Consider the following 4,098-nt stretch of genomic DNA (forward strand, 5'->3'; position numbering starts at 1 on the left):
GGGTAACTTATTAGCAGTATTGAGCTGGCGTTTTCTCACAGCCGAAATTGCGGTTAAAAACAGATTAACACTATACTATCAATTAGAAAAGATCTGCGGTAAAGGTCTGGTAACGGGCTATAATTTAGCCAATGGAATACTTTTCTGCTTTTTAGCGGGTGCGATGATCACCGTATCGGCTACTGCTGTAGGCGTACCCCTAAATATGCCAATGCCCCAGCTTTCTGACACCATGCCCAATGGAATAACTTGGATAGTCATTGTAATCGCTATTGGGATAGTTATCTCCATTGTAGCCGCCAAAGGTTACGATACTGTTTCCCAGGCGGCCAACTGGATGTCACCATTTATTGTGCTAGCATTTTTGGCGTGCGGAATTGTGGCACTGAGCCAGTTAGGCGTCAGTAGCTTCGCTGATTTCTGGAACATTTGGGGTGAGGGTTCAGAACCATTTCCCGGACAAATAAAATATACCTTTTGGCACGTGGTTATTTGGTCGTGGTTTGCCAATGCAGCAATGCATATTGGCATGTCTGATCTTTCGGTGTTTCGCTTTGCCAAAGATGCTAGTGCTGGCTGGACAACGGCTGCTGGCATGTACGTAGGGCATTACATGGCCTGGATTGCTGCCGCTCTGCTGTACGCAGTATATTTAAAATCAGGAGAAGCGCAAGCCTACTTAGCTGCTGGTGAAGCACCACCCGTGGCACCGGGGCCACTAACCTACAATGCCATTGGTCTATTCGGGGTTGTAGCCGTCATTCTAGCGGGCTGGACAACCGCTAATCCAACCATTTATCGGGCCGGTTTAGCTTTTCAGGCAATTCTCCCGAAACTTTCCACTTTTAAAGTGACCATCTTAGCAGGGGCTATTGCTACCATCGCTGGTATCTTCCCAGCCTTTGCTATGAAGCTACTTGGCTTTGTAGCCTTATACGGATTTATTCTGGCGCCCTTCGGTGCCATAATTGTATTTGAACACTTCTTTGCTAAGCAGGCTGGTATCGTAAAAAATTACGCGGAAGCTACCCAAACTAAGTTCAACAAATCAGTCTTACTGGCTTGGGCTATAAGTTTTGGGATCTTTTATTTTATATCTCTTCAGTTTGATGTGTTTCTTTCTTTCGTCACGCTACCCGCTTGGCTACTTTGTGGGGTTTTATTTATTGTCTTTAGTAAGTATTTCAATAAGAAAACTACCTGAGCTGAGAACGAGGTTGGCTGCACTTTAGTAAGCTTCGCGCTATATCCAACAAAGAGAGTGAGTATAACCTACTCCCAAATTACTATTAAAATCCATTGGTTTGATTTACCTTCACTCGTATGATTCCGCAGGAAGTTGTAGATGAGATTAAGTCACGTACCGACGTGCTGGAGGTAATTGGTGACTATGTAAACTTAAAAAAGAATGGAAGTAACTTTCGGGGTTTCAGCCCATTCAATAACGAGCGTACTCCTTCCTTTTACGTAGTTCCTTCAAAAGGCTTCTTCAAAGATTTTAGCTCCGGTAAAGCCGGTGATGCTATCACCTTTTTGATGGATGCTGAAGGTATGAGCTACGTAGAAGCTATTAAGCATCTGGCCAAAAAGTACGGCATCGACATTCCGGAAGAAGAAGCTACCGACGAAGAATTGGAAGCCCGTAATGAACGCGATAGCGTATTTATCGTGATGAAGTACGCGGCGGAATATTACCGAGAGAATTTGTGGAAAAGCGACGAAGGAAGGAGTATTGGCTTAACTTATTTGCAAGAGCGAGGCTTCAGCGATGAAACGATTGACGCATTTTCGCTGGGCTATAGTTTCGATCAGTGGGATGGACTTTTGCAATCGGCTCTGAAGAAAGGCTATAAGAAAGAATTTCTGGTTAAGGCCGGGCTAGTTATACAAAAAGAAGAGGATAATAAGGAATATGATCGCTTTAGGGGACGGGTGATGTTTCCTGTTCATAATATTTCTGGTCGGGTATTAGCCTTTGGTGCCCGTATGTTAGGTAACGCCAAAGAGGGCGCAGCATCGCGCCAGCCCAAGTATATTAATTCTCCCGAAACGCTTATCTACCATAAGTCCGATGTGCTCTACGGACTGTACCAGGCCAAACAAAACATCCGGCAGGAAGATAACTGCTACTTGGTAGAAGGGTATACAGATGTTATTGCGCTTTACCAGGCCGGAGTAAAAAATGCAGTAGCATCGTCTGGCACCTCGCTTACCCAGGAGCAAATCCGATTGATTGGTCGGTACACTCAAAACGTAACCGTACTTTTCGACAGCGATCCCGCGGGGCTAAAAGCTTCCTTTCGCGGTATCGATATGATTCTTGAGGGAGGGCTACAGGTGAAAGCGGTAATGCTGCCCGAAGGAGATGATCCTGATAGCCTCTCTCAGAAAATGGACGCTACCGAACTGCAAAATTTTTTAAAAGAGCACCGTACTGATTTCATCAATTTTAAAACCCAGGTTTACCAGCGCGAAGCCGAGAACGACCCCATTCGCCAAGCCGAACTTATTCGCGAGGTAGTAGCCAGTATTGCCAAAGTGCCCGATCCTATTCAAAGGCAAGTGTATGTCAAGGTGACCAGTAATCAGCTGGAAATTGATGAGCAGACGCTGGTAACTGAGATGAATAAAATTCATCGGCAACAAGCGCGCACCTCGCAAAACCGAGGGAGGCTGATGGAAGAAGAAACCCAGGCTTTACCCGAAGCAGACCTTAGCATTCCTACTAAAGAGGACGGCATCACTAATGTTCAGCCTAGTATTTACTTTAAAGAGCGGGAAATCATTCGGGTGCTAGTGCTGTACGGCCAGCAACCCATTCAGGTTCAGGAAAGTGAACCAGCTACCGAAGCTACTGAAGTCGTTAAGGTGTACGACTATATCTACTACGAGTTAGAAGATATAACTATTCAGACTCCGATATACAAAGAGCTTTATCAGTTTTATCGTGAACAAACATTGGCCGGAGCTACTGTCACCGAAGCTTGGTTAGTGGAGCATGGTTCGGAAGAAACAAAGAAAGAGGTGATTGATTTGGTGGTAGATCACTATGTACTCAGCGAAAACTGGGAGCTACTGCACGAAATATATGTAACCCGCGAGCAAGACATACTCCATCAAGTAATTCAGCGGGGTATTTTAGAGCTAAAGTTCGCCTACCTTGGTCAATTAATGGCAGAGCAACGACAAAATTTAAAACAGACAACCGATGAAGTAGACCAGTTTCAAATACTGAAAGACTATCAAATGCTCAAACGGTCTCAGCAAGAAATTGCCAAAGTGCTAGGTATTGTTGTAGGCTAAACAATTTTATCGCTAACGGCTTTTCTTAGAAGCTGTTTCAATTTTTTATTCGAGAGCGAAAACAACGAATTTTGGAGCGAAACAAGGCATTTTTGAAGAGCGTAGCAGAGCTACGGACTGAAAAAGTAACGCTCTTACAGCCCAAAAGGCATGTTTGTAGCCCGAAAAAAACTAACTAAAACAGCTTCTTAATTGTATAGAATTTTTTGAATCAAACTATTCGTAATGGCGAACCCTAAAGATTTTTTATTATCGGTGCTTAGCGACGTAGAAGATACACTTGATCAAGCTAAGTTCATGGTTAAAAAAAAGGTGGGGGCTCTGGGTCCTTTCGTCATCCAAACCTACTATGGCTATGGCAACCACGAAGTGTTATATATCAAAGGCCGACTGCTAGAAGATGAAGGTCTTGATCGACCTGAAGAAGATGATCCAGCATGGAAGAATTTGGTGACTATGCTACATCGCTACGAAAGTGATGAGATCCCGCACGCTCGGCTGCGAGCTACCTTCCAAGAACAGACCCAAGAAATCTCTACCGATGGCGAAGGCTATTTTCAGGTTGAATTTACTACCAACAAACAATTACCCGATGATCTAATTTGGCGCGAAGTACAATTTGAGTTGATTGATCAGATTGTGGAAGACCAAGGTGCGGTAAAAGCTACCGGCGAGGTGATGGTTCCTGGCGATGCTGCTCACTTTGGGGTTATTTCAGATGTAGATGATACCATATTGATTTCCAAGTCTACCGACCTATGGCAGAAGGGAAAACTTACCTTTTTGCAAAATGCT

2 protein-coding genes and 1 pseudogene are annotated in these 4,098 nt (G+C 44.3%); all 3 read left to right on the forward strand.

The features are described from left to right. Positions 1–1,204, forward strand: a 1,204-nt coding sequence (locus WBA23_RS14150) for a hypothetical protein (protein WP_424582928.1), incomplete at its 5' end; no start/stop codon positions are given. 119 nt (positions 1,205–1,323) lie between these two features. Continuing rightward, positions 1,324–3,303 (forward strand): DNA primase, encoded by a 1,980-nt coding sequence (dnaG, locus tag WBA23_RS14155; RefSeq protein ID WP_424582929.1) that lies wholly within the window; start codon positions 1,324–1,326, stop codon positions 3,301–3,303. 225 nt (positions 3,304–3,528) lie between these two features. After that, positions 3,529–4,098: pseudogene (locus tag WBA23_RS14160) on the forward strand (hypothetical protein); the annotation flags it as partial.

Source organism: Tunicatimonas sp. (assembly GCF_049647865.1).
Taxonomy (GTDB): domain Bacteria; phylum Bacteroidota; class Bacteroidia; order Cytophagales; family Cyclobacteriaceae; genus Tunicatimonas.